Origin of the sequence: Mycolicibacterium sarraceniae (assembly GCF_010731875.1) — a bacterium.
In the GTDB taxonomy this organism is placed as follows: Bacteria; Actinomycetota; Actinomycetes; order Mycobacteriales; family Mycobacteriaceae; genus Mycobacterium; species Mycobacterium sarraceniae.
Map to the genome: position 1 here is coordinate 422,946 of NZ_AP022595.1, position 24,757 is coordinate 447,702.

General features: G+C 66.6%; 22 protein-coding genes. 10 read left to right on the top strand and 12 right to left on the bottom strand.

Annotated elements, in window-relative coordinates; translation table 11 throughout:
- Positions 1-9 precede the first annotated feature (9 nt).
- Positions 10-777: an endonuclease VIII Nei2 gene (gene nei2, locus G6N13_RS02290; protein WP_163694638.1), complete on the top strand. Its 768-nt coding sequence runs from the start codon at positions 10-12 to the stop codon at positions 775-777.
- Here the strand turns inward: nei2 and G6N13_RS02295 are convergent.
- Genes G6N13_RS02295 through G6N13_RS02305 form a run of 3 tightly spaced genes read right to left on the bottom strand, consistent with a single transcriptional unit; the run spans position 746 to position 4,778 of the window.
- Positions 746-1,621, bottom strand: coding sequence for a pseudouridine synthase (locus G6N13_RS02295; protein WP_163694639.1), 876 nt, complete (start codon positions 1,619-1,621; stop codon positions 746-748). The genes nei2 and G6N13_RS02295 overlap by 32 nt on opposite strands.
- The gene (locus G6N13_RS02300; RefSeq protein ID WP_163694640.1) at positions 1,618-3,363 is read right to left on the bottom strand and encodes a glycerol-3-phosphate dehydrogenase/oxidase; all 1,746 of its coding nucleotides are present in this window, start codon (positions 3,361-3,363) and stop codon (positions 1,618-1,620) included. The genes G6N13_RS02295 and G6N13_RS02300 overlap by 4 nt, the downstream gene beginning before the upstream one ends.
- An 11-nt stretch (positions 3,364-3,374) precedes the next feature.
- Positions 3,375-4,778 (bottom strand): NAD(P)H-quinone dehydrogenase, encoded by a 1,404-nt coding sequence (locus G6N13_RS02305; RefSeq protein WP_163694641.1) that lies wholly within the window; start codon positions 4,776-4,778, stop codon positions 3,375-3,377.
- A gap of 62 nt (positions 4,779-4,840) precedes the next feature.
- On the opposite strand from G6N13_RS02305, the gene G6N13_RS02310 reads away from it, so the two are divergent.
- Positions 4,841-5,323 carry a gamma-glutamylcyclotransferase family protein gene (locus G6N13_RS02310; protein ID WP_163694642.1) on the top strand — a complete coding sequence of 161 codons (483 nt, stop codon included), beginning with the start codon at positions 4,841-4,843 and terminating at the stop codon, positions 5,321-5,323.
- On the opposite strand, the gene galE is transcribed toward G6N13_RS02310, so the two are convergent.
- The 3 genes from galE to G6N13_RS02325 are packed head-to-tail and all read right to left on the bottom strand — an operon-like array spanning position 5,324 to position 8,640.
- A complete protein-coding gene (galE, locus tag G6N13_RS02315) occupies positions 5,324-6,283 on the bottom strand; it encodes a UDP-glucose 4-epimerase GalE (RefSeq protein ID WP_163694643.1) in 960 nt (319 codons plus the stop codon). It abuts the gene before it with no gap.
- Positions 6,284-7,453, bottom strand: coding sequence for an amidohydrolase (locus G6N13_RS02320; RefSeq protein WP_163694644.1), 1,170 nt, complete (start codon positions 7,451-7,453; stop codon positions 6,284-6,286).
- Entirely contained in the window at positions 7,450-8,640 is a 1,191-nt protein-coding gene (locus G6N13_RS02325; protein ID WP_163694645.1) for a M20 family metallopeptidase, read from the bottom strand. The genes G6N13_RS02320 and G6N13_RS02325 overlap by 4 nt, the downstream gene beginning before the upstream one ends.
- A 37-nt stretch (positions 8,641-8,677) precedes the next feature.
- Between G6N13_RS02325 and G6N13_RS02330 the strand changes: the two genes are divergently transcribed.
- Both G6N13_RS02330 and G6N13_RS02340 read left to right on the top strand, forming a co-directional pair.
- The gene (locus G6N13_RS02330) at positions 8,678-9,463 is read left to right on the top strand and encodes a purine-nucleoside phosphorylase (RefSeq protein WP_163694646.1); all 786 of its coding nucleotides are present in this window, start codon (positions 8,678-8,680) and stop codon (positions 9,461-9,463) included.
- A 217-nt stretch (positions 9,464-9,680) separates the two neighbouring features.
- Complete coding sequence (locus G6N13_RS02340) at positions 9,681-11,273, top strand: phospho-sugar mutase (RefSeq protein ID WP_163694647.1); 1,593 nt, start codon at positions 9,681-9,683, stop codon at positions 11,271-11,273.
- On the opposite strand, the gene upp is transcribed toward G6N13_RS02340, so the two are convergent.
- Positions 11,274-11,897: a uracil phosphoribosyltransferase gene (upp, locus tag G6N13_RS02345; RefSeq protein ID WP_163694648.1), complete on the bottom strand. Its 624-nt coding sequence runs from the start codon at positions 11,895-11,897 to the stop codon at positions 11,274-11,276.
- 60 nt (positions 11,898-11,957) lie between these two features.
- On the opposite strand from upp, the gene G6N13_RS02350 reads away from it, so the two are divergent.
- Positions 11,958-13,235: a SatS C-terminal domain-containing protein gene (locus G6N13_RS02350; protein WP_163694649.1), complete on the top strand. Its 1,278-nt coding sequence runs from the start codon at positions 11,958-11,960 to the stop codon at positions 13,233-13,235.
- Here G6N13_RS02350 and G6N13_RS02355 read toward each other — a convergent pair whose 3' ends face one another.
- The gene (locus G6N13_RS02355) at positions 13,236-14,702 is read right to left on the bottom strand and encodes a PE-PPE domain-containing protein (protein ID WP_163694650.1); all 1,467 of its coding nucleotides are present in this window, start codon (positions 14,700-14,702) and stop codon (positions 13,236-13,238) included.
- A gap of 302 nt (positions 14,703-15,004) precedes the next feature.
- On the opposite strand from G6N13_RS02355, the gene G6N13_RS02360 reads away from it, so the two are divergent.
- The 3 genes from G6N13_RS02360 to G6N13_RS02370 all read left to right on the top strand — a co-directional run bounded on the left by G6N13_RS02360 (position 15,005) and on the right by G6N13_RS02370 (position 17,588).
- Complete coding sequence (locus G6N13_RS02360) at positions 15,005-15,604, top strand: class I SAM-dependent methyltransferase (RefSeq protein WP_163694651.1); 600 nt, start codon at positions 15,005-15,007, stop codon at positions 15,602-15,604.
- 119 nt (positions 15,605-15,723) lie between these two features.
- Entirely contained in the window at positions 15,724-16,569 is an 846-nt protein-coding gene (locus tag G6N13_RS02365; protein ID WP_163694652.1) for a phytanoyl-CoA dioxygenase family protein, read from the top strand.
- Positions 16,566-17,588 carry a Gfo/Idh/MocA family oxidoreductase gene (locus G6N13_RS02370; RefSeq protein WP_163694653.1) on the top strand — a complete coding sequence of 341 codons (1,023 nt, stop codon included), beginning with the start codon at positions 16,566-16,568 and terminating at the stop codon, positions 17,586-17,588. Before G6N13_RS02365 ends, G6N13_RS02370 begins: the two co-directional genes overlap by 4 nt.
- Here the strand turns inward: G6N13_RS02370 and G6N13_RS02375 are convergent.
- The 4 genes from G6N13_RS02375 to G6N13_RS02390 form a co-directional block, all read right to left on the bottom strand.
- Entirely contained in the window at positions 17,560-20,634 is a 3,075-nt protein-coding gene (locus G6N13_RS02375) for an MMPL/RND family transporter (RefSeq protein ID WP_322789294.1), read from the bottom strand. The genes G6N13_RS02370 and G6N13_RS02375 overlap by 29 nt on opposite strands.
- Before the next feature lie 266 nt (positions 20,635-20,900).
- Positions 20,901-21,989, bottom strand: coding sequence for an adenosine deaminase (locus G6N13_RS02380; protein WP_163694655.1), 1,089 nt, complete (start codon positions 21,987-21,989; stop codon positions 20,901-20,903).
- Entirely contained in the window at positions 21,989-23,287 is a 1,299-nt protein-coding gene (locus tag G6N13_RS02385) for a thymidine phosphorylase (RefSeq protein WP_163694656.1), read from the bottom strand. The genes G6N13_RS02380 and G6N13_RS02385 overlap by 1 nt, the downstream gene beginning before the upstream one ends.
- Positions 23,284-23,697: a cytidine deaminase gene (locus tag G6N13_RS02390; protein ID WP_163694657.1), complete on the bottom strand. Its 414-nt coding sequence runs from the start codon at positions 23,695-23,697 to the stop codon at positions 23,284-23,286. Before G6N13_RS02390 ends, G6N13_RS02385 begins: the two co-directional genes overlap by 4 nt.
- Before the next feature lie 179 nt (positions 23,698-23,876).
- Between G6N13_RS02390 and sdhC the strand changes: the two genes are divergently transcribed.
- Together sdhC and G6N13_RS02400 are read left to right on the top strand one after the other, a co-directional pair.
- Entirely contained in the window at positions 23,877-24,299 is a 423-nt protein-coding gene (gene sdhC, locus G6N13_RS02395; protein WP_163694658.1) for a succinate dehydrogenase, cytochrome b556 subunit, read from the top strand.
- Positions 24,296-24,757, top strand: a complete 462-nt coding sequence (locus tag G6N13_RS02400; RefSeq protein ID WP_163694659.1) for a succinate dehydrogenase hydrophobic membrane anchor subunit — start codon at positions 24,296-24,298, stop codon at positions 24,755-24,757. The genes sdhC and G6N13_RS02400 overlap by 4 nt, the downstream gene beginning before the upstream one ends.

Below are 24,757 nucleotides of genomic sequence, written 5' to 3' on the forward strand. Positions count from 1 at the left end.
GGTGGAGCCATGCCTGAGGGCGACACCGTGTTCCGCACCGCGGCCAACCTGCGCGACGCGCTGGTGGGTAAGACGCTGACGCGGTGCGATGTTCGCGTGCCTCGTTACGCCACCGTGGATCTCACCGGCAGCACCGTGGACGAGGTGATCAGCCGCGGCAAGCACCTGTTCGTCCGCGTCGGCTCGGCCAGCATCCACTCGCACCTGAAGATGGACGGCGCTTGGCGCGTGGGCCCCAAGGGCCGGCCACAACGTCAAGCCTACAAAATCCGAATCTTCCTGGAAGCCGCAGACATTCAGGCGCTCGGCATCGACCTGGGTGTGCTGGAAATACTCGACCGCGACAACGATATGGATGCCGTCGCCCACCTGGGACCCGATCTCCTCGGCGATGACTGGGATCACGAACGGGCCGCAGCCAATCTGACCGCGGACCCCGACCGGCCCCTTGCCCAAGCACTGCTCGACCAGCGCAACCTCGCCGGCGTCGGCAATGTCTACGCCAACGAACTGTGTTTCATCTTCGGGCGCCTGCCGACCACCCCGGTCAGCAGCCTCACCGATCCGCTACGCACAGTGAACCAGGCACAGAAGATGTTGTGGGCCAACCGCACCCGCGTGAACCGCACCACCACCGGCAACAACCGGCGCGGGCAGGAGCTCTGGGTCTACGGCCGCGCCGGCGAGCCCTGCCGCCGTTGTGGAACCCCGATCCGTTGCGCGGAGTCCTCCGAAGAGGACCGCGTCACGTACTGGTGTCCGTCGTGCCAGCGCTGACGAACGACCGCACCTCCCCCGTGAACGGGTCGTCGAACTCCAGCCGCTTGGCCACCAGCCGCAGCGGCGCGGAGAAATCATCGTCGGCCACCTCGACCACACGCGGGTACAACGGGTCGTTATCGATCGCCAAGCCCAGCGATGCCATATGGACCCGTAGCTGATGCGTGCGTCCAGTCTGCGGAGTCAGCCGATAGCACCCCTCGCCCAAAGACTCCACCAACGTCTCGGCATTCGGCTCACCCGGTTCTTCACAAGCCTGTAACTGACCGCGCCGCTTGATGATTCGGCTGCGCATGACGGTCGGCAGCGACACCGAAGAGACAGCCGACGAACGCGCCAGGTAGGTTTTGCGCACCAGCCCGCGCGCGAACAGCGTCTGATAAGCGCCCCGAACCTCACGCCGGACCGTGAACAGCAGCACCCCCGCGGTCAGCCGATCCAGCCGGTGCGCCGGGCTGAGCTCCGGCAGTTCGAGCGAGCGACGCAACCGGACCAGCGCGGTCTGCGCCACATGCCCACCGCGCGGCATGGTGGCCAGAAAGTGCGGCTTGTCGACCACCACAATGTCGTCGTCGCGGTAGAGCACCGGGATATCGAACGGCACCACCACCTCGTCGGGCAGCTCGCGGTACAGGTACACCTGGGCACCGGGCGGCAACACGGTGGACGGGGTGATCACCGCCCCGTCTGCATCGACCACCTCACCGCTGAGCACCTTTTCGGCGGCATCCTCACCGAACCGGTCAGCCAGTTCGACGAGCACCGCGCCGCCCCGCAGCCGCACCCGCGCCGGGCCCACACCGTCGCGATCGGGGAGGGGTGCCGGGCGCCCACGTCTCAATTAAGTGGCACCGGCTCAAGAATCTCGGCGCGCGCCTCCGGCGCCGCGGCCCGCAGCGCATCGGCCGACTCGTCGTCGGGCTGGGCCTGCGAGAGCACCTCGGCCTCCACCCGCGCGATGTACGTCGCGACCTCGCGGGCACAGTCGGCCTCGCTCCAGCCCAGGATCGGCGCGACGATATCGGCGACCTCGGCGGCACAATCCACCCCGCGGTGCGGATATTCGATCGAGATCCGCATCCGGCGCGCCAGGATGTCCTCCAGATGCAGCGCCCCTTCGGCGGCCGCCGCATAGGCGGCCTCCACCCTGAGGTACACCGGCGCGTCGGTGATCGGCTCCAGCAGCTCGGGCTTGTCGGCGGCCAGCGCCAGCACCTCACCGATCAGCGAGCCGTACCGGTCCAGCAGGTGGCGTACTCGGTAGGGATGCAGCCCGTAGCGCCCCCCGACACTCTGGGTCTGGTTGATCAGCGCGAAATAGCCGTCGGCACCCATCAGCGGCACCTTCTCGGTGATCGATGTCGCCACCCGGGCCGGGACGTACTCCGCCGCCGCGTCGACCGCGTCCTCGGCCATCACCCGGTACGTCGTGTACTTGCCGCCCGCGATCGCCACCAGGCCCGGCGACGGCACCGCCACCGCGTGCTCGCGCGAGAGCTTGGAGGTCTCCTCGCTCTCCCCCGCCAACAACGGCCGCAGTCCGGCGTACACCCCGTCGATATCGTCGTGGGTCAGTGGCGTCGCCAGCACCGTGTTCACAGTGGCGAGGAGGTAGTCGATATCGGCCTTCGTCGCGGCCGGGTGCGCCAGATCCAAGTTCCAGTCGGTGTCGGTGGTCCCGATGATCCAGTGCGTGCCCCACGGAATCACGAACAGCACCGACTTCTCGGTGCGCAGGATGATCGCCACCTCGGACACGATCCGATCCCGCGGCACCACCACGTGCACACCCTTGGACGCGCGCACCCGGAAGCGGCCGCGTTCCTTGGACAGCGCCTGGATCTCGTCGGTCCACACCCCGGTGGCGTTGATCACCACGTGCCCGCGGACATCCTCGACCGAACCGTCCTCGGAGTCCCGGATCGTCACGCCGATCACCCGGTCACCCTCGCGGAGCAGCTTCACCACCTGGGTCGACGTGCGCACCACCGCGCCATAGTGGGCGGCGGTCCGGGCGACGGTCATGGTGTGCCTGGCGTCGTCGACGACGGTGTCGTAATAGCGGATGCCACCGATCAACGAGCTGCGCTTGAGCCCAGGAGCCAGCCGGAGCGCCCCGGATTTCGTCAAATGCTTTTGCGGTGGAACAGATTTCGCGCCACCCAGCTGGTCGTAGAGGAAGATGCCCGCCGCGATGTACGGCCGCTCCCACACCCGATTGGTCAGCGGGAACAGAAACGGCAGCGGCTTGACCAGATGCGGCGCGAGCGTGGTCAGGGAGAGCTCACGCTCGTGCAGCGCCTCGCGCACCAGGCCGAACTCGAGCTGTTCGAGGTAGCGCAGCCCCCCGTGGAACATCTTCGAACTGCGGCTCGACGTTCCCGACGCGAAGTCGCGCGCCTCGACAAGGGCCACCTTGAGCCCGCGGGTCGCGGCATCCAGTGCGCAGCCCGCACCGACCACGCCACCGCCGACAACGACGGCGTCGAACTGTTCGCTGCCCAATCGCTCCCAGGCGCGCGCACGTTCGGAAGGGCCGAGAAAGGTCTGACCGGTGCCCGGTCTCAGGATCGGGTCGCTCATAAGGCCCCAGGCTAGCCGAGATCGTCGTGGGCCATCAGGCGGCGCGCAGCCTCGACGATCGACCCGGACAGCGACGGGTAGACCGACAGCGTCTGGGCCAGATCGGTCACCGAGATGCGGTTTTGCACCGCCAGAGCGATCGGGAGGATCAACTCGGAGGCGATCGGGGCCACCACCACACCGCCGATGACGACGCCGGTGGCGGGCCGGCAGAAGATCTTCACGAAACCACGGGTGAGCAGCGACATCTTGGCTCGAGCGTTGGTGTTCAGCGGCAGCATGATCGTGCGGGCGGGCACCGACCCATCATCGATGGCGGTTTGCGGTACCCCGACGGCGGCGATCTCGGGCCTGGTGAAGGTGGCTGAGGCGACCGTGCGCAGCCGGATCGGGGCCACCCCCTCGCCCAGCGCGTGATACATCGCGATACGGCCCTGCATTGCCGCGACCGAGGCCAGCGGCAGCAGCCCCGTGCAGTCGCCGGCGGCATAGACGCCCGAGGCCTTGGTGCGGGACACCCGGTCGACCGGGATGTAGTTGCCTCCCCCGAGTTCGACGCCGACCCGTTCCAGCCCCAGACCAGCGGTGTTGGGCACCGATCCGACCGTCATCAGCGCGTGGCTGCCCTCGACGACGCGGCCGTCGGCCATCGTGACCTTGACCCCGCCCTCGGTGCGGAGCACCGAGGACGCCCTGGCGTTCTTGACCAGCGTCACCCCGCGCTCGGCGAAGACCTCTTCCAGCACGGCAGCGGCGTCGCTGTCCTCGTGCGGGAGGATCTGGTCGCGGCTGGCCACCACGGTGACGGTGACACCGAGCTCGGTGTAGGCGTTGCAGAACTCGGCGCCGGTGACACCGGATCCGACGATCACCAGGTGTTCGGGCAGCTCAGGCAGGTCGTAGAGCTGCCGCCAGGTGAGGATGCGCTCGCCGTCGGGCTCGGCGTTGGGCAGGACGCGGGGGCTCGCGCCGGTGGCGATCAGTACGACGTCGGCCTTGAGGGTGCCGACCTGGCCGTTCGGTGTGGTGACTTTGACGCGGTGGTGGGCCATGCCCGGCACGGAGTCGATCAGCTCACCGCGACCCGCGACAACGTGGACCTTCTCGCGCAGCAGGTGGTTGCCGATATCGGCGGATTGGGAGCGGGCCAGCGTCTTCACCCGGTTGTTGATCTGGGGCAAGGAGATCTTGGCGTCGTCGATGCCGATGTCGAACCCCAGCCCCGAGGCGCGGCGCAGTTCGGTGCGCACACCTGTCGAGGCGATGAAGGTCTTGGACGGCACGCAGTCGAAGAGAACGCACGCCCCGCCAATGCCGTCGGAGTCCACCACGGTGACCTCGGCCCGTCCCGCCGCGACCAGTGCGGCCTCGTAACCGGCCGGCCCCCCACCGATGATCACGATCCGCGTCGTCACGGGGTCAGCCTAATCACCCCAGTCGGTGCGCTCCCGCCGAGCGGACGCTCTAGGCTTTCCCCGTGCCGCTCTATGCCGCCTATGGGTCCAACATGCATCCCGAGCAGATGCTGGAACGCGCGCCGCATTCCCCGATGGCCGGCACCGGCTGGCTGCACGGCTGGCGGCTGACGTTCGCCGGTGAGGACATCGGCTGGGAAGGCGCGCTTGCCACTCTGGTCGAGGACCCCGATTCCAAGGTGTTCGTAGTGCTCTACGACATGACGCCCGCCGACGAACAGAACCTGGATCGCTGGGAGGGCTCAGAGCTGGGCTTCCACAAGAAGATCAGATGCCGCATCGAGTGCGAATCCACCGACACCACAACCGATCCCGTGCTCGCCTGGCTCTATGTGCTGGACGCATGGGAGGGCGGACTGCCCTCGGCGCGCTACATCGGCGTGATAGCTGATGCTGCCGAGATCGCCGGTGCCCCAGCTGAGTACGTGCACGATCTGCGCACCCGTCCGGCAAGCAACATCGGCCCCGGGACCGGCAGCAGCTAGTCAAATCCGCGAGCGGGTGAATTCCCAAGCGTCGGAGACGATCTCGTCGATATTGGTGTGCTGTGGCTTCCAGCCGAGTTCGGTGATTGCCTTCTCACTGGAGGCGATCAGCACCGCCGGATCGCCGGCCCGGCGCTCGACATCGCGCGCAGCGATCGGCCCGCCGGTCACCCGCTCACAACTCGCGATCACCTCACGCACCGAAAACCCGGTGCCGTTGCCCAGGTTGTAGATCTGATGTTCGCCGGGCTTGGAGTTCTGCAGCGCCAGCAGGTGCGCATCGGCAAGATCGCGCACGTGGATGTAGTCGCGAATACAGGTGCCATCCGGGGTGGGCCAGTCGTTTCCGTACACCAGGATCTCCCGGCGCTGCCCAGTGGCAACCTGCAGCACCAGTGGAATCAAGTGCGTCTCGGTGGGGTGGCGCTCACCTAATCCGGCATACGCCCCGGCGATGTTGAAGTAACGCAGGCTGGTCGCGGCCAGTCCGTGCGCGATGGCATACGACGTGATTGCGTGGTCGATCGCAAGTTTCGTGGCACCGTAGGCACTGGTCGGCCTGGTCGGCGCGTCCTCGGTGATCGGCACCGACTCCGGCTCACCGTAGGTGGCCGCTGTCGAGGAGAACACCAACCGTGGCACGCCAGCGGCGCGGATCGCCTCCAGTAGTTGCAGCGTCTTGATGACGTTGCCGTCCCAGTAACGCTCCGGCGCCTCAACCGACTCACCCACCATTATTTTGGCGGCGAAGTGCAGCACTCCGCCGAAGGATCCGTCGCCGAGCAGCGTCGGCGCGACCTCGACCATGTCGGCCTCGATGAACTGCGCCCCGGCCGGAACGGCGTCACCGTTACCTGTCGACAGATCGTCGACGACGACGACCTCATGCCCCTCTTCCACCAGCACTGCGGCACACACACTGCCGACGTAGCCGGCACCGCCGGTCACCAGAAGCTTCATTCAGTACCCTGCCGACTGTTCGACGATATTGACCAGAACCCGGACCCCGACCGCGAGCGCCCGCTCGTCGAGATCGAATGTCGGTTGATGCAGATCGAGCTGTTCGCCGCGACCGCTCCACACCCCGAGCCGCCCCATTGCGCCGGGCACTTCCTCCAGATACCAGGAGAAATCCTCACCGCCGCCGGACTGACGGGTGTCGGCCAACGCATCGGGCGCCACGGCTTCGATGGCGTGCGTCATGATCTGCGTCGAGCGCTCCTCGTTGACCACCGGCGGCACGCCACGATGGTACTGCACGGTGTGCTCGATTCTCAGTGGCGCCAAGAGGCCTGAAACCGTCTCCCTCACAAGGTCTTCCATACCGACCCAGGCATCACGACTGGCCGTTCGCACGGTGCCGGCCAAGGTCCCGGTCTGCGGGATCGCATTGGCCGCGACGCCCGCATTGGCCGCTCCCCAGACCATCACGGTGCTGTGCCGTGGGTCGATCCGGCGGGACAGCACACCGGGCAACCCGGTGATCAGCGTGCCCATCCCGTACACCAAATCCGATGTCAGGTGTGGTCGCGACGTGTGGCCGCCGGCCGAGTGCAGGGTGATCTCGATCGAGTCCGCCGCCGATGTGATCGGGCCAGGGATGATCGCGACGCGGCCTACCGCCAGCCGGGGATCACAGTGCAGCGCGAAGATCCGCGACACCCCCACCAGTGCACCGGCGGCGATCGCGTCGATCGCTCCGCCGGGCATGAGTTCCTCAGCGGCCTGGAAGATCAGCCGCACACCGACCGGCAGTTCGGGTGCCGACGCCAGCGCCGTCGCGGCGCCGATCAGCATCGCGGTGTGCGCGTCATGGCCGCAGGCGTGCGCGACGTTCGGCATGGTCGAGCTGTACGGGGCGCCGGTGCGCTCGGCCATCGGCAGCCCATCCATATCGGCACGCAACGCGATCCGCGGCGCATGCTCGGGGCCGAAATCACACGTCAGGCCGGTACCGCCGGGCAATACCTTCGGGTTGAGGCCGACCTCAACCAAACGATCGGCGACGAACTGAGTGGTGGCGAACTCCTGGCGGCTCAGCTCCGGATAGCGGTGAATGTGGCGGCGCCAGCCCACCAGCTCATCGAAGTGCCCCGCCAGCCAGGACTCGGCGATATCGGCGATGCTCATCGGCGAACCACCTTCCGCCGGTCCTGTGACTCCAGCACGCGATCCCGCTCCGCAGGCGCCTCAGCCAGCCGAACGACTGTGCGCGCCAACATGATTGCCCCTTCGGTGACCGCGCGATCCCCACTCGGCCCCCCCGCCGCGACAGTGAAGCCGGGCTGGTGGATCACCGCACCGTTCGATTCGACGCCGACTACCGGGTGAATGCCCGGAAGTAACTGTGTGACATTGCCCATATCCGTACTCCCCAACGGCATTGCGGCTTCCACCTCGGCCGGCACCGGGGTGCGGCCCATCTTGGTCATCTCGTCGCGGAACACCTCGGCAAGCCACGAGTCGGGCGTCAGTTCCGCGTAAGGCGGTGCGGCTTCGGCGATCTCGTGCTCGCAGCCGGTCGCGACCGCCCCGGCAGCGAAGCAGCCGCGCATCTTGGCTTCCAGACCCCGCAACGAATCGGTGTTGACCGCCCGCATCGTGTACTGCAGCCGAGCCCGGCCCGGAATGATGTTGGTCGCCGACCCGCCCTCGGTGACGATGCCGTGCGCCAGTTGGCCGGGTGCCATCTGTTGTCGCAGCAACCCGATCGCCACCTGCGCGACGGTCACCGCGTCGGCGGCGTTGATCCCTAGATACGGTGCGACGGCGGCATGCGATTCGCGGCCGGCATAGGTGACGATCACCTCGGACAATGCCAGCGACCGCGCGGCGGCGATATCGATCGGCCCGGGGTGCAGCATCACCGCGGCCGCGACATCGTCGAACACTCCGGCCTCGATCAGCAATGCCTTGCCGCCGCCGGACTCCTCGGCAGGTGTGCCGATCAGGGCGACCGTGAGTCCAAGCGCGTCAGCCACCTCAGCCAGTGCCAGCGCGGTCCCCACCGCCGACGCCGCGATGATGTTGTGCCCGCACGCATGACCGATCCCGGGCAGCGCGTCGTACTCCGCGCAGATGCCGATCACCAGCGGGCCCGACCCGAAGTCGGCCCGGAATGCGGTGTCCAAACCACCCGGCGCCGCGGTGATCTCGAACCCGCGCTCCGCCACCAGCGCCTGCGCCTTGGCACAGCTGCGGTGCTCGTCGAACGCAAGCTCGGGCTCAGCGTGAATGGCGTGCGAGAGTTCGATCAAATCGCCACCGCGAGCCGCAACGACGTCCTCGACGCGGGTGGACGCGGTGGCGGCGGGCATCAACGAAGTATGGCATTCGGAGCTAGGCTCGCAGGCTGTGAGTCCAGACGCCGAGCACGCTGCAGCGGTGATCGCCGAGCGCACCGGCGTGCAGCGACACGATGTCGCCGTGGTCCTCGGGTCGGGATGGACACCGGCGGCCGCCGCACTGGGAACCCCCGTGGCCGAGATCCCGATGTCGGTGATCCCCGGCTTCACTCCCCCGTCGGCACTCGGCCATCGTGGTCGGGTGCTCTCGGTGCCGCTCGGGTCACGCAATGTGCTGGTCCTGCTCGGTCGCATCCACGCCTACGAAGGCCACGACCTGCGTGCCGTCGTCCATCCGGTGCGAACCGCGCGCGCCGCCGGCGCGAACATCGTGGTGCTGACCAACGCCGCCGGCGGCCTGCGACCCGAGTACCGGGTCGGGCAGCCGGTACTGATCAGCGACCACCTCAACCTGACGGCCCGTTCTCCGCTCGTCGGGGCACAGTTCGTCGACCTGGTGGACGCGTATTCGCCACGGCTGCGGGACCTGGCGCGCTCTGTCGACCCGAGCCTGACCGAAGGCGTCTACGCGGCCATGCCGGGCCCGCATTACGAGACTCCTGCCGAGATCCGGATGCTCCGCACGCTGGGCGCCGACCTGGTCGGGATGTCGACCGTGCACGAAACGATCGCGGCGCGGGCAGCGGGGGCGCAGGTCCTCGGGGTCTCGCTGGTGACGAACCTGGCCGCCGGGATGACCGGCCAGCCGCTCAGTCACGACGAAGTTCTCGCCGCGGGTCGGGCATCGGCCACCGCGATGGGCGCACTACTGGCCTCGGTGCTCGCACGCTTATAGGTCAGGCGCACCAGTCCACGGGCCAGAAGCGGCGCGGTAAACAGCATCAGGCTCAGATACCAAGGGGCACAGGAGATTGGGCCGATACGGCGGCTGCGTGCGAGGTCCGGTTGCAGGTCCGGGTCCAGTCGCTGACCGACAGCATCAACGAGCTCGAGTCCCGCGGGCTGCTGTCCCGCCGGCCCGACGAGGCCGACCACGGGGCACAATCGGTCCCGTGACCCCCGAGGACTGGATCGCCCACGACCCCGATCCGGTCACCGCTGCCGAGCTCGCCGCATTGGACGCCGTCGAGCTCGCCGCCCGCTTCTCCCGGCCGCTGACCTTCGGCACCGCCGGCCTGCGCGGGCCTGTGCGCGGCGGGCCGGACGCGATGAACCTCGCGGTAGCGCGGCGGGTGACATGGGCGCTGGCCCAGGTGCTGACCGACCGGGGTCTGGGCGGCTCACCCGTGGTGGTCGGTCGCGACGCCCGACACGGCTCGGCGCAATTCGGCGAAGCGACAGCTGAAGTGTTTGCCGCCCAAGGGTTTTCGGTGATAACCTGGGAGCACCCGGTGCCGACCCCTGTTGTCGCGTTCGCGGTCCGGCAGTCCGGTGCCGCGGCCGGCGTGCAGATCACCGCCTCACACAACCCGCCGGTCGATAACGGATACAAGGTGTACCTCGACGGCGGCCTGCAGATCGTCTCACCCGTCGATCGCGAGATCGAAGCCGCGATCGCGCTGGCGCCGCCGGCTGACCAGATCCCCCGCCTAGCCGTGCAACCCGCTGACGACGCGTTGGTGGAGGCCTACCTGGCCCGCGTGGCGACGCTGCGGCGGACCGCGCAGGGAAGGCTGCGGGTGGCACTGACGGCGATGCACGGGGTCGGCGGCGAGCTTGCGGTGCGTGTGCTGGGCGCGGCGGGATTCGACGATGTGCACACCGTCACAAGCCAATTCGCTCCCGACCCGGACTTCCCGACGGTGCCCTTCCCCAATCCGGAAGAACCGGGCGCGGCCGACGCACTGCTCGAACTCGCCAAGCAGGTCGGCGCCGATATCGCCGTCGCGCTGGACCCCGACGCCGACCGCTGCGCCGTCGGCATTCCGGTCGGCGACCGGTGGCGGATGCTCTCCGGCGACGAAACCGGTTGGCTGCTTGGCGATTACATCCTATCCACGCTGCCGCCGGGGCGGGCCGCGACAAGCGTGGTGGCCAGCAGTGTGGTGTCGTCGCAGCTGCTGGCGAAGATCGCCGCCGACCACGGCGCGCGGCACGTCGAGACCCTCACCGGGTTCAAATGGCTCGCCAGAGCCGATGCCGGACTGGGCGCCCAGAGCCTGGTCTATGCCTACGAGGAAGCCATCGGACACTGCGTCGACCCAGCGGCAGTCCGCGACAAGGACGGTATCGGCGCGGCCGTGCTCATCTGTGATCTGGTGACTAGCTTTATTGCACAGGGTGATTCGATACCAGCCGCACTAGACAGACTGGCCCTGCGGCACGGCGTGTACACCACCGCCGCGGTGTCGCGGCGGGTGGCGGATCCCGCCGAGGCCGCAGCGATGATGGCCCGCCTGCACACAACGCCACCGACCGAGCTGGCGGGTTTTGCGGTACACGCCACCCAGCAGGGCGACGCGGTGTTCCTCACCGGAGGTGATCAGCAGAGCTGGGTGCGGGTGGTGGTGCGACCGTCAGGCACCGAGCCGAAAGTCAAGTGCTACACCGAGGTTCGCCAGAAAGTCGGCGCGGATCTGGCCGATGCGCGCCGGGGTGCGGCCGCCGTACAGGACAGGCTGCTGGAATCCATCCGGACCTGGTAGTCAGCGCGGCCCGAACTGGCGGTCCCCGGCGTCGCCCAGTCCGGGCACGATGTAGGCGATCTCATTGAGTCCGTCGTCGATGGTGGCGGTGAACAGCCGAGCGTTCGGGGCGACTTGCTGCAACGCGGCAATCCCTTCCGGTGCGCACACCACACACACCACGGTGATGTCACGGGCGCCACGCTCGTGCAGCAGTCCGATCGTGTAGGCCATCGAGCCGCCGGTGGCCAGCATCGGGTCAAGCACCATGACGGGCTGGGCGCTCAAATCGTCGGGCAGTGACTCCAGGTAGGGCGTCGGCAGATGGGTGGTCTCGTCACGGGCCACGCCAACGAAACCGACCTGCGCCTCGGGGATCAGCCTGCTCGCCTGGTCGACCATCCCGAGCCCCGCCCGCAGCACCGGTACCAGCAGCGGTGGGGCGGCCAGACGTGAGCCGGTGGTGTGCGCCATCGGGGTGTGGATCGCGACATCCTCGCACGCCGCGTCGCGCAGGGCTTCGTAGACCAGCATGTGAGTCAGCTCCGCAAGTGCGGAACGGAAGGCGGCGTTTTCGGTGCGCTCGTCGCGCAGGGTGGTCAGCCGTGCCTTAGCCAGTGGGTGGTCGATCACGCGCACATCCATGCGCAGAGACTGTAGCGGGGGGCAGGTTACCCGCCAGCAAGCGTCGTTAGGCTGTGCGGCATGGCTGCTGAGCTCGTTCCGGTTCGCATTGGCGTGACCGCTGGTGACCTGTACACGTTGTGGGCGCCCCGGTGGCGCGACGGCGGCGACGAATGGGAGGCGTTCCTCGGCAAGGACGAGGACCTCTTCGCCTTCGAGTCGGTGGCCGACCTGGTCGCATTCGTGCGGACCAACACCGATAACGACCTGGCCGATCACCCGGCGTGGGAGGACCTGACCGCGGCTAACGCCCACAAGCTGACGCCGAAGGACAATCACAAGGTCGACCTCGCGTCCGTCGAAGAGCTGCTGTCGGAGAAGCCCACCGAAGAGTCGGTGACCGCGCTGGCCAACACCATGGCCGTCGTCTCCTCGATCGGTTCGGTATGCGAGCTGCCCCCCGTGACGCGGTTCTTCAACGGCAACCCCAACCTGGGGCTGCTCTCCGGCGGGTTCGAGCAGTTCAATGGCAAGGCCGGACTGAAGCGCTGGAGCGTGGTCGGCGAGATCGTCGGCCGCGGGTGGGACAGCGTGCTGGCCGCCGTCGACGAGGTGATCACCAGCCCCGAGGTCAACGAGCGGGCCGCCACGCTGGCCGCCGCCGAGCTCGAGGAGCCGTACGAGGAAGAGATCGACGAGCCGGCCGACCTCGAGATCGACCAGGACGCCACCGGTGACGCCGACGAGGACTCGGACGACGAGGAGACCGCGGTCGAGCGGGCGCCGCAGGATGCCGTGGTGCTCGGCGGCAACGCGGACTTCTGGGCCGAGGTCGGTATCGATCCGATCCGCATCACGATCGGCTCAGGAACCGTGTACACGCTGCGCTGCTACTTCGATGATCGACCGATCTTCCTGGGCCGTAACGGCAGGATCAGCGTGTTTGGCTCGGAGCGCACGCTGGCCCGATCACTGGCCGACCAGCGCGACCACGATCTGGCCGACCTGAGCACCTACGACGACATCCACACCGCCGCCACCGACGGCTCACTGCGGGTTGATGTCACCGAGGAAAACATCTACATGCTGACGGGGCTGTCGGACGATATCTCCGACGGGCCCGACACGATCGACCGCGATCAGCTCGAGCTGGCCATCGAATTCGTCCGCGATGTCGGCGAGTACTCCGAGGAGGACCTCGTCGACCGGCTGCTGGGCGAGGACCACCCGCTCGGCACGTTGGTCGATTACGTGCTCGATCCTGACGGCAACTCCCGCCCGGCCGGGCCCTACGCGGCCGCGGTGAAGGAGTGGGAAGAGATCGAGCGGTTCGTCGAGTCGCGGCTGCGCCGCGAGTAACTAGCTCGCGCCGGCGCCGGCCTTCGCGCGCTTGGCGGCGCTGGCGCCGCCGCGCTGTGACGACTTGGCGTCGCTCTTCGTGTCGCTGTCCTTGGACTCGCTGGCTGCCGCGCTGTCCTTGGACTCGCTGGCTGCCGCTGAGGTCTTGGCTGCAGTCTTCGGCACCGCTGCCTTCGTGGCCGTGGCCGATTTCGTGGCCGGACTCGACTTCTTGGCCGCCGCATCGGTAGCGGTCGCGTCAGCCGTGTCAGTGGCCGTTTGCTTGGCTGCCGCAGTGGTCGTCGGCTCGGTGGTCTCAGGGGTGGTGTAGGTGACGCCCACACCGCCCACGCCGTAGGGCCCGGGCCGCGTCGTCCGGAACGGCCGCACACCGAACAGATCCTGGATGCCGTTGTCCAAGCCGGTCGGGATCGAGATGGCCAGGTTCTGGACGAATTTGATCGGGTTCGGCAGGTAGAAGATGTTCCACGACGTCGGTACGCCCGGGCTGGTGGTGCGGTCGTAGGCCGATTCGACCATCACGCGCAGCGGAGCGTCCAGGGTGTCGGCCAACGCATGACCCAGGGTTCCGAAGTTGTTCAGCGGCATCAGCAGCGGAAGCACCGGCGTGGAGATCATGTAGTAGTGCGTATCGCCGTACTGCCCTTGGTCGATGACGCCCGGCTGGGTCAACGTGCTGTCGTCGTAGGTGCCGCCGAGGTGCAGGTAATCGATGCCCGCCATCGCGTTCGCGACCGCCAACAGGTTGAGCGGGTTGACCGGGAAGTCCGACCAACCGTCGTACTCGGCGGCGACGTCGACCGTGTCGTACTGGGTGTCTGTCGGGGTCGATCCGTTGAAGGTGGCACCGCCGAAGGGCAGGAACGACGGGATCGTGACGCCTTCGGGCCCGCGCGCGAGGAATCCGCCGTTCGGGCGGTTGCCGTTGGTGATCAGCACGAAGCTGACGTCAGGGCCTTGACCGGGATCGTATTCGGCTGCCAGGGCCCGCTTTTCGAGCGTCGCGACCGTGGAGCTCTGCGAGAAGCCGTACACCACGAACGTGTCGCCGACGGCCGGCGCCACCGAGCCCACCTGGTCGTTGTAATCGCACGACGTGGCCTTGATGCAGTTGTCCAAGTTCTGGCGCCCCAGGGCGACCGACTGATCAAAGGTCAACGTGCCCGTGTTCGGGGCGAATTGTTCGGGGGTGATGACGCCGACCGAGTTGTAGGGACCCGACGGGATACCGGTGCCCAGCGCCGACGCGGGGTCGACGTAGTTGCCGACCGCACTGGTGTAGTTCTGGACGAACTCGTTCGTATCTTCGGTCGGCGACAGCGAATGCCCCGTGCCGCCCAGCACGAGAACCGTGGTGCCTGTGAGCACAAGCTTGAGGGCAGCGGTCGGGGTCGTGGCCAGGACGACGGACAGGAACACTGCGAGTGCGGCGACCGCCGCTGCGGTGCTACGAGCCGCTAGGCGCATATCGGGCTACTTCCCTCTTCCCACCAACACCGAGCACGACGAACCGGCGCACCCGCCCCCGACTAGGCTTGGAGGACTCTATCAGCAAACGCAATTCTAGACACCTGGCCCCTAGCCCATCGGCAGCAGATTTGGCGTTGGCGCGTCCAGCCAGGAAGCAACCAGTGAGGAAAACCGGGGTAAACCCGCGCTACGTCGACACGAAGCGGCCGGCCCACATTGACATCGACGTCGTTTCCCCGCAAACCAACCCCGGCGGAATGCTAACCTTCTGAAAACGACAACCGTGGGGTGACAATTCAGTGAGCCGAGTGCACATCCCGAAGTTGGGGATTATCGCCGCACTGCGCCAAAAGACTGACGTCAAGCGCTGGGCCGACACCCGGAACCTCTATTCGGAATGGGAACCGCGGACCCAACGGGCCGCTGAGCTGATCCCAGAAGGCAGCCGGGTGATCGAGTTCGGCGCGGGCACCCGGGCCATCGAAAAGCACCTCGCCCCGTCGTGCACCTACACACCATCCGATCTCGTCGACCGGGGCCCGGGAACCATCGTCTGCGATCTCAACGAGCGCCCCCTGCCCAATCTGGGCAAGGACACTTACGACGTCGCCGTCATCATGGGTGTTCTCGAGTACCTGCGCGACGTGCCCTCGGTGCTCGACTGGCTGTCGGCGTTCGTCCCGCGCGCGGTGATCTCCTACGGCTGCCCGGACAGCAATGACCAGTTCCGGCGCACCAAGCTCGGGGCAGTCGACCGGATCAGCCGAGGCTGGCTGAACAGCTACCTCGAAGAAGACATCCGGACGCTCTTCCGGGACCGTGGCTACACCAGCGTGCACGAAGAGAACTGGGCAAACGTCGATGGCTATCAGCACCGGCTGTTCGTCTTCGCCAAGTAAGCCAGGTAATCGGCCCCCGCCACCTCGTCACTTTCCGGTTTCAGGTGGCCTCCGGACCTCGCAGCCAGCACCGATAGCCTGTAGCGTGAGATTTCGGATTTCAGAGGGAGGTATCACTGGTGACGTCGACACTGGCTTTGACCGACCTGCTGGCAAACCAGGGCATCGCCGATTTGACCGGACTTTGGCCGGTCGAGATGGTCGAAGACTGGAATCGCCGCCTCGATCCGATCTTCGCTGGAACCGATGGTGAACGACGGTCCTACGCGAGTGCGGACTCACTGGCCGAGACCGGGATCTTCGCCGAGTTGTTCAGCGAGCCCGTTCGTCAGGTCATCGCCGGCATTCACCCGACCGCCCTGCTGTACCACTGCCACAGCTACGAGATCGCCGCCAATCAGGGCAGACCGCACATTCACCGCGACAAACCGCTGGGCTGGCACCGCGACACCGAGACGATCGGCGCTTACACCGTCGACTTCCCGTCGTTCATCAGCATCTTCATCCTGCTGTCACCGGTCGGCAGCGGGGACGGCGCGTTCGAGTTCTACCCGCACCGACCCAACAACGGGATGCGCCCGGGCGGCGACGCGGTCGAATTGGTCGGCCCGGTCGGCACGGCCGCGATGTGGAACCGCTCCTACTTCCACCGCGCGTCTCCGAACCGGGGCGCGCTGCGTCGGCGCGTGCTGAAGGTCTCGTTCCAGCCCGCCGGCCTGCCCAACGACCGGATCGGACTGCCCGAGTTTTCCGATGCCCGCGCCCACCTGACCGATCCGGCCCTGCTCGCCCTGATCGACGAGAGTCGGGTGGGAACCACCAGCCCGTTGCAGGACCGCGGTGAGATCCCGGCTGGCACCCCGCTGCCGCCGACCACGAAGAACCAGCTGTCGCGGGCGCAGGCTACCTACATCCGCGCCCAGACCGTCGGGTTTCGGGTGCTGGCCGCCGCGGGCGTTGTGTGACGCAGCCCAGTAGCCGGCTGCGGGCGCTCGTCGTCGGCTCCGGACACCGAGTTCGCAACGCATTCTTGCCTGCGTTGAATCTGCTGGATTCCCACGTCGAGGTCGTCGGGATTCACTCCCGCACATACGAGAACGCACGCCGCGCGGGCGAGCGTTGGGGTGTCGAGGCGATCGAAGACCCGCGCGTCTTACGCCCGGGAGACATCGACGTGGCGCTGGTGTCAGTGACGGTGACCAACAACGTCGCCGTGTTGAAATCGATTGCTCACCTTGCCCCCGGCGCGGCGCTGGTGATCGATACCCCCGGCATGGGACGTCTCGACGATCTCGCGAGGCTGACCCAATTCCGGAAATGGGCCCAGATCCGGGTCGGCGAAGACTTCATGAATATGCCGCAGTACCGCTTGGTCGGCGATGCCATCCGAGCCGGTGCACTCGGCGATGTCTCCCGAATCTCGATGTCCGAGATGGGATATCGCTACCACGCATTGGCACTGCTGAGGTCCTGGCTGGGCCTCCTGCCGCCGAGTTCGGCTCGCAGTCAACGCATTCCGGGCGGCGTCAACATCTCCTACCGCTTCAAGGGCGGCAAGGTCGGCGAGGTCAGCGAACCCTACCGGCAGGGCGTGGGATCCTTCGCCGTGACCGGTAGCCGGGCCGTGCTGACCGGACATCCCATGGGCAATGAGATCCGAGACGCGCCGGGCGCCAGGCTTGTTCGCCTCGAAGGCGACGCTGGCCTGACCGGGTTTGCGATCGACGGACTCGAGACACCGATGACGATCGATCTTTCGCATCACGCAACGCTGGCCGCCATGGGACTAGAGGACGACTCCGAGTTCAACCTGCTCCGCATCGACGGTCTGAGCCAGGTGATCTCGTCGCTGTGGAACGCCGACCCGGTCAACAGCCGCTACCACCTTGAGGATGCCGTCGCCGACAACCTGGTCAGCTTCGCCGCACGCGGCATCCCCTGGCTGCCGGCAGCGGCTATTCGACTTCGGGGTGCAGGTCGGTAGGAGGCTCATCCTCGTCGAACTCGTCGAACTCGTCGAACTCTTCGGTCATCTCTTCCACCGGTTCGTCGTCGAGCACCGCGACCGCCGTCGCAGCGGCGGCAGCGGCAGCCGCCTTCGCGGCCGCGATCTTGACGCGTGGCGGCTTGGAGGGCCACCAGTTGGCGTCGCCGACAAGCACGCACGCCGCCGGCACCGTGAGGGTGCGCACCAGGAACGTGTCCAGCAGCAGACCGACGCCGATCACGAAACCGATCTGAGCTGCCGTGAGAATGCTGCTGACGGTCAGCGCCATCATCGACGCCGCAAAGATGAGACCCGCCGAGGTGATCACCCCGCCGGTCGCGCCCACGGTGCGGATAACTGCCGAGCGCACACCGTATTTCGCCTCATCGCGAATGCGTGAGATCAACAGCAGGTTGTAATCGGCGCCGACAGCGACGAGCACCATGAATGCCATTCCCGGCACACCCCAGGCCAATTCCTCACCGAGGATGAATTGGAACAGCACGACGCCGATGCCCAACGCAGCGCCATACGAAAGAATTACGGAGAGCACCAGATACAGCGGTGCGACGAGTGAACGCAGCAGCACGAACAGAATCAGGAAGACGACGGCCAGCGTCATGAACAAGATGTAGATGAAGTCGGAGTCGTAGTAATCCCGGACGTTGGCGTTAATCGAAGAGAACCCGACCATCGAAATCTGCGCACCGGCCAGCTGGGTATTGGGCCGTGCCTCGTTCGCGGTGTCGACGATGTCTTTGACCTGATCCATCGCCTCGATGCCGAACGGATTGAGTGCCGTCTGAATCAGATACCGCGCCGAATGCCCGTCCGCGGAGACAAACAGATTAGCGGCCTTCTTGAACTCGTCCATCGTCAACACTTGCGGCGGGATGTAGAAGCCCGACATCGGCGGGTCGGTGGCCTCTCGCTTCATCGCCAACAGGAATGACGAAGCCTGATCAAGGCCCGCTCCGATGTTGCGAGTCTGGTCGACAAGGGTTTGTACACCCAGCGCGAGTTGGCGACTCGCGTCGGCGAGCTGGTTGGCGCCCGTGACCGCGTCGTTGAGTTTTTTCTCGACGCCGCCCGGTTGGCCGACCCCGAGCGCACGGGCGGCCGACGTCGCCTTCTGCACATCAGCGCTGAGCTGGCGCACTGACTCGTCAAGTTTCTGCGCCCCATCTGTGGCGGACAGTTCGCGGGCGAATGCCTCGATGGCATGGACAGCCGGGGTGTTACTGACGTCGACGATCTTCTGCAGGTCCGACCGTGAGTTGACGCAGGCCGGGTCCGCATCGCACTGCGGACTGACATTGAGCGCGAGGACCATCGGGGTGGCCCAGTCGCTGATGCTCGTCACCCGCAGAATGCTGACGCCCAGCGAATCGCCCAGCGTCCGCATATTGGTCACCAAGGAGGCGGTCTTGTCGATCTGGTCCAGGGTCTTGGATCCACCGTATTTCTGCGACATGGCGTCCAGCGCACTGGTCAGCCCGCGGACACTGGCGATCGATCCCACGACCTGGGTGCGGATCTGACCCAGCACGTCGGCCATTTTGCCGGCGCCACCCGAGAGCAAGGACAAGTTGTCGTCGTTGGAGTGGATGAGGGTGGACGCATCGCCGAGCTTGGCGCCTACCTCACCTGCCTGATAAGTGGTCTTTGCCTGCTCGAGCACCTGGCCGGTGGGCCTGGTGATACCGCGGACCATGTCGATATTGGGCAGCTGCGCCACGCGTTCGGCCATCTGTTCCATGTCGGCCAGCGCCTTGGGGGTGCGCAGGTCGTTCGGGGATTGGATGAAAAGGAACTGTTGCAACGTGCTGCTAATCGGGAAGTGCTTGTCCATCACCTGGTAGGAGCGGTTGCTCGCGGAGTCCTGGGGCAGGTTCTTACGATCGTCGTAGTTGAACTTCATCACCGACGTGGTGGCGGCCAAAGCACCCAGGATCACGACGCTGGTCACCAGCAACGCGACGGGCCGGCGGACGATCAGGACGCCGGATCGCCGCCACAGACGGCCGGTGATATCGCGTCGCTGTTTGATCCATCCCCGCCGGCCGGCCAGCACGATGAATGATGGGAGCAGGGTGATCGACGCCAGGAAGCCGACGAAGATCGTCACCGCCAAGGCCGGCCCGACGGTGGAGAAGATGGCCAGTTTGGTGAAGGACATCCCCAGGAAAGTGATGGCGACGGTGCCCGCCGAGCCGGCGATCACCTCCCCGATCGAGACCAGCGCTTCGACCAGGGCGTCGTCGGACCCCATCCCGGTCTTGGTGAGCTCCTGATATCGGCTATACAAAAAGACGCCGTAGTCCACACCAGCGCCCATGATCATGCCGGTCATCAACATGATCGTCTGCGGGCCCAGCGCCAACCCGAGTTCACCGAGACCGGCTACGGCCTGCTGTGCGACCACCAGCGAAATGCCGATGGTGATCAGCGGCATCAGCATGGCGATCAGGCTGCGATACACGAGGATCAGGATCACGAACACCAGCCCGACGGTGGCGATCTCGATCATGTGCTGGTCGCGCGCGCCGATGACGTTCATGTCCTCGATGGTCGAGGCGCCGCCCACTACGTTGACCTTCAGCGTCGAGTTCGTGGTCTCCTCGCCGACGATCTTCATGACGGCGCGATAGGAGTCCTGGCCGTCAGGGGCGCCCATCGTGCCGGCCATACTGACCGGCAGGTTCCAGGCTTTCTGGTCCTTACTGGTCATCACCCCTTTGAGTTCCGGGATGTGGACGAAATCCTGGAGCGACGTGACGTGCTTGGTGTCGTCTTTGAGCTTGTCGACGAGCCGGCGATAGGTCTCCTCGTCGGCCGGCGTCAGTCCGTTCTCGTTGCTGAGGATGATCGCGGCGAAATTGCCCGCGTTGGCCTCATGGAACGCGTCCTGCATCTCGCGCACCGACACCAACACCGGAGCGTCTTGGGGCAGGAAACCCGGGGGGTTGCGGGCCGCGACGACCCCAAGCGGGGCGATGAAGGCCATCATGGCCCCCGCCAGAACTAGCCAAGCAGCGATCACGAGCAGGGGGTGGCGAACGATCACCCGACCCAAGCCCGTGAGGAGCTTATGTGGTGACACGCCCCTGAAAACGGCGCGCTTGGACATCACACCAAGTTACATCGCGCGAGCACCCGGACATGTATCACGAGGTGGCGGGGCAATTCGTGGCGGGCCGACATCCGCACATCGGATCGTACGCCCGCGGCGGCGACTGCGCGCGCTACGCGGGCGTGATAGCGACCATCGAGCAAACAACAACGGCGCCGTGGCCGATCGGTGGCCGGCTAGCCGATCAGCACGGCGTAGCGCGGCTTGATCACCTCGTCGATGATGGCCAGCCGCTCATCGAAGTGGATGAACGCGGACTTCATCGCGTTGATGGTGAACCGCTCGAGATCACTCCACCCGTAGCCGAACGCCTCGACCAGGCGCGCCATCTCCTGGCTCATCGTGGTGTCACTCATCAGGCGGTTGTCAGTATTGACGGTGACCCGAAACCTCAGCCGGGCCAGCAGGTCGAAGGGGTGGCTGGCGATGCTGTTCACGGCGCCGGTCTGAACATTCGAGCTCGGGCACATCTCCAGCGGAATCCGTTTATCGCGCAGGATGGCGGCCAGCGTGCCCAGCCGGGCCGTGCCATCGTCCGCCACCTCGATATCGTCGACGATGCGCACACCGTGACCGAGCCGATCCGCTCCGCAGTAGGCCAACGCCTCGTGAATGGACGGCAGGCCGAACGCCTCACCGGCGTGAATGGTGAAGCGCGCGTTGTTGGTTCGCATGTACTCGAAGGCGTCGAGATGCCGGGTCGGCGGATAGCCGGCCTCGGCGCCGGCGATATCGAATCCGACGACGCCCTTGTCGCGGAACCGGATGGCCAATTCAGCTATCCCGCGGGATCGAGCGGCATGGCGCATGGCGGTGACCAGGCAGCGCACCACGATGGGACGGCCGACCGCGGCCGCGGCCTTCTCCCCGTCGGCGAAACCGGCCAGCACGGCGTCCACGACCGCGTCCAGGGACAGCCCGGCGTCAATATGCAGTTCGGGGGCAAACCGCACCTCGGCATACACCACGTTGTCGGCGGCCAGATCCTCGACGCATTCGAAGGCGACCCGGTGTAGCGACTCGGCGGTCTGCATGACCGCCACGGTGTGCGCGAACGGTTCGAGGTAGCGCACCAGGGACCCGCTATGCGCCGCCGTGCGAAACCACGTGGCCAGCGATGCCTCATCGGTCGCGGGCAGCCCGTCGTAGCCGATCTGTTCGGCGATCTCCAGGACGGTGGCAGGGCGCAGCCCGCCGTCGAGGTGGTCGTGCAGCAGAGCCTTGGGCGCCTGCCCGATCGTTGCGAGACTCAGCGGTGTGGGCATCAGGCGATCCGATCGATGATCAGTGGTCGACGCTCGGCCGCCACATCCACCACGGTCCAGGAACCGTCGAGCTCACGCAGGGCAGCGGGGATCCGATGCGGGTTGTCGGTATACAGCGTGAAGAGCGGCTCCCCTGCGGAAACCGGTTCGCCGGGGCGGCGGTGGATACGCACCCCCGCGCCGGATTGCACGCGCTCACCCGGATGGGCCCGGCCAGCGCCGAGCCGCCACACCGTCAGCCCCATCGCCATAGCGTCGATATCCCCCATTGTGCCGCCTCGCGGTGCCGTCACGGTCTCGGAATGGGCACCGATCGGAAGCTGCGCGTGAACATCACCGCCCTGGGCGACAACCAGTGCCCGGAAGCGGTCCATCGCGGTGCCGTCGCGCAGCGTCTGCGCCGGGTCGCACCCGTCGACTCCGGCCAGATCCAGCATCTCGACCGCCAACCGGACCGTCAGCTCCACCACGTCCTCGGGCCCGCCACCGGCGAGCACCTCGAGGGATTCGGCGACCTCGACGGCATTGCCGGCAGTCCGGCCCAGCGGGATATCCATATCGGTCAGCAACGCCCGCGTCGGGATACCGTGGGCCAGCCCCAGCTCCACCATCGTCGCAGCCAGTTCGCGGGACTCGGCCTCGGTCTTCAGGAACGCGCCTCGGCCCACCTTCACATCAAGCACCAGGGAATCGGCGCCCTCGGCCAGCTTTTTGCTCATCACCGAACTGGCAATCAACGGCAGGGACTCCACGGAGCCCGTCACATCGCGCAGCGCGTAGATCTTGCGGTCGGCCGGCGCCAGCTCGCCGGCGGCGAAGATGGCCGCCCCGATTTCCGACAACTGCTGACGCACTTGGGCTTTGGTGATCTCAGCGGTGAATCCGGGAATCGACTCCAGCTTGTCCAGGGTACCGCCGGTATGCCCGAGACCCCGGCCGGCGGCCTGCGGCACCGCCGCACCGCAGGCCGCAATGACGGCGACTAAGGGAATGGTGATCTTGTCGCCCACCCCGCCGGTGGAGTGCTTGTCCACCGTCGGCAACCGGCGCCCGTCGCGGCGCAGATCGCTGAACTCCAGCTTCTCGCCGGAGGCGATCATCGCCGACGTCCACCGGGAAATCTCACCCCGGTCCATCCCGCGCAGGAAGATCGCCATCAGCAGCGCCGACATCTGCTCGTCGGCGACCCGGCCATGGGTGTGGCCGTCGATCACCCAGTCGATTGCCTCGTCGGTCAACCGGAAGCCGTCGCGCTTGGTCCGAATGATCGTCGGAGCGTCGAATGTGAAGTACGTCACGGCTTTTCCCGCTCCACCCGGGCCAGATCATCGGGACCGAAGGCGTCGGGCAACAGCTCGGCCAGCCGGCGCGGGCCGCGTGGGTGATCGACCAGCAGCGTCGGTCCGCCATGCTCGAGCAGCAGCTGCCGGCAGCGCCCGCAGGGCATCAATGCCGCCCCGGTGGCGTCCACCACCGCCACCGCGAGCAGCCGGCCACCACCACCGGAAGTCAGGGCGCAGACCACCGCGCATTCGGCACAGAGACTTAGGCCATATGAGACATTTTCCACATTGCATCCGACGACAACCCGGCCGTCGTCCACCAGGGCGGCCGCCCCGACCGGGAACTCCGAGTACGGCGCGTAGGCGTGACTAGAAGCCTCAATAGCCTTGGCGCGCAATGATTTCCATCGATTCTCAGTCGTCATGTGTCACTCGCAACACCCATACTGAATGCATTCACTAACCGCCTCGCCGCCGTTGTCCCGCTGCGGTTGGACGGCCACATCAGCCGCACAGCCACCTGTTATCTCTGCACGGTAGTTCTTTCGACCGCACAAACGGAGTTAGAGTCCACCCAAAAGCAACGATGGTGTTGGAGGCGCTGATGAGTACAGCGACACCGGTCGTGCCGGGACCGTGCGAGAAGTCGACCCGCCGACGGCGCACTCTCTACCGTGGCGATCCCGGTATGTGGTCATGGGTATTGCACCGCATCACCGGCGCGACGATCTTCTTCTTCCTCTTCGTCCACGTCCTCGACACCGCCCTGGTCCGGGTGAGCCCGCAGGCCTACAACGAGGTCGTCAACACCTACAAGACGCCGATCATCGGGCTGATGGAGATCGGCCTGGTGGCGGCCCTGCTCTATCACGCACTCAACGGGGTGCGGATCATCCTCATCGACTTCTGGTGGAAGGGCCCCCGCTATCAACGCCAAATGCTGTGGGCGGTAGCCGGCGTCTGGCTGCTGGTCATGGTTCCCTCGCTGGTGATCATCGGCATGCACATGGCGGAGCGATTCCTGTGAGCGCGCCCGAAAACCGCCTCGGCCCGCCCGCGCCCATCCTGGAACGCAGCCACGACCGCCCCGCCGGGTTGGACAATCCGCGCACCCCGCGCCGACGCGGCGGCATGCCCAACTTCGAGAAGTACGCCTGGCTGTTCATGCGGTTCTCCGGCGTCGTCCTGATCTTCCTGGCGCTGGGCCACCTGTTCATCGGACTGATGTGGGACGGCGGCGTCTACCGCATCGACTTCAACTACGTAGCCCAGCGCTGGGCCTCGCCGTTCTGGCAGACCTGGGATCTGCTGCTGCTGTGGCTGGCTCAACTGCACGGCGGCAACGGGATCCGCACGATCATCGGCGATTACGCACGCAAGGACTCCACCAAGTTCTGGCTCAACTCACTGCTGGCGGTGTCCCTGCTCATCGTGCTGGTGGTCGGCACCTACGCACTGCTGACCTTCAATCCGAACATCTCCTAG

Bases quoted from the DNA above. Each gene is read 5' to 3' on its own strand.
- nei2 (WP_163694638.1), top strand. From the start codon at position 10: ATGCCTGAGGGCGACACCGTGTTCCGCACCGCGGCCAACCTGCGCGAC.
- G6N13_RS02300 (WP_163694640.1), bottom strand. From the start codon at position 3,363: ATGAGCGACCCGATCCTGAGACCGGGCACCGGTCAGACCTTTCTCGGC.
- galE (WP_163694643.1), bottom strand. From the start codon at position 6,283: ATGAAGCTTCTGGTGACCGGCGGTGCCGGCTACGTCGGCAGTGTGTGT.
- G6N13_RS02320 (WP_163694644.1), bottom strand. From the start codon at position 7,453: ATGAGCATCGCCGATATCGCCGAGTCCTGGCTGGCGGGGCACTTCGAT.
- G6N13_RS02325 (WP_163694645.1), bottom strand. From the start codon at position 8,640: ATGCCCGCCGCCACCGCGTCCACCCGCGTCGAGGACGTCGTTGCGGCT.
- upp (WP_163694648.1), bottom strand. From the start codon at position 11,897: ATGGATGTGCGCGTGATCGACCACCCACTGGCTAAGGCACGGCTGACC.
- G6N13_RS02350 (WP_163694649.1), top strand. From the start codon at position 11,958: ATGGCTGCTGAGCTCGTTCCGGTTCGCATTGGCGTGACCGCTGGTGAC.
- G6N13_RS02355 (WP_163694650.1), bottom strand. From the start codon at position 14,702: ATGCGCCTAGCGGCTCGTAGCACCGCAGCGGCGGTCGCCGCACTCGCA.
- G6N13_RS02380 (WP_163694655.1), bottom strand. From the start codon at position 21,989: ATGCCCACACCGCTGAGTCTCGCAACGATCGGGCAGGCGCCCAAGGCT.
- G6N13_RS02390 (WP_163694657.1), bottom strand. From the start codon at position 23,697: ATGACGACTGAGAATCGATGGAAATCATTGCGCGCCAAGGCTATTGAG.
- sdhC (WP_163694658.1), top strand. From the start codon at position 23,877: ATGAGTACAGCGACACCGGTCGTGCCGGGACCGTGCGAGAAGTCGACC.